This window comes from Pseudomonas sp. EL_65y_Pfl1_R83, from assembly GCF_963970695.1.
In the GTDB taxonomy this organism is placed as follows: domain Bacteria; phylum Pseudomonadota; class Gammaproteobacteria; order Pseudomonadales; family Pseudomonadaceae; genus Aquipseudomonas; species Aquipseudomonas tritici.
The window spans coordinates 1-632 of sequence record NZ_CAXAQI010000117.1 but is presented as its reverse complement, the minus strand read 5'-3'; the positions used below and the strand labels follow the sequence as shown (position 1 = coordinate 632).

Genomic DNA, 632 nt, shown 5'->3' with positions numbered 1-632 from the left:
AACGGCGTGATCATCCGGGAAATCCCGGAACAGTCGCTCCGCCTGCAGGTGTTCTACCAGACCGCAGGCCAGGGCGGCATCCAGATCGCGCCCGCGTTCCTGTGCGGTCAGGGCGCGCTCGCCTGGTGCTGGGGCAAGATGCCGACGCCGACCTTCCTGAAGGAGGACGACTACCAGTTCCTCCGCGGCGCGGGCATCAAGATGGCCTACGGCATCGGCAAGATCGCCAAGCTGAATGCGGCCGGCAACTTCAAGGAGTGGGGCGTCTATACCGCCTTCCTCGCTGCGGTCGCCGACAACTAGGGCCTGAGCCTCTGACGTGAACGGACGGCGCGCGCGTCAATTGCGTGCGCCGTCCTCCGCATCCGTTTTTCCCTGACAACATCTTTCCGGCCGAAGGAGGCCCTTCATGAAAAGCAAGATCCTGCGCAGCTTCGCCGCTGCGCTCCTCGCCATGTTCGCGGTCGGCGGCGCCTACGCGCTGTCGGTCGCCCAGACCCGCATCATGAGCAAGCGGTACGATCCGGATGGCTACCATCCGAACTACTACCGCATCACGGTCAACTACAACGATCCCGGCATCGGCGCGGCGCAGGCGTTCGGTGCGCTCGGCCAGAACGAGTTCATCCGGG

Annotated in this window: 2 protein-coding genes; both read left to right on the top strand. The window is 64.9% G+C overall.

The genetic code is table 11. The features are described 5' to 3' along the window. On the top strand, positions 1-303 hold a 303-nt coding region (locus AACY08_RS27940), incomplete at its 5' end, for a phage capsid family protein (protein WP_339472335.1). A 106-nt stretch (positions 304-409) separates the two neighbouring features. After that, the coding region (locus tag AACY08_RS27935) for a hypothetical protein (RefSeq protein WP_339472334.1) at positions 410-632 on the top strand (223 nt) is incomplete at its 3' end.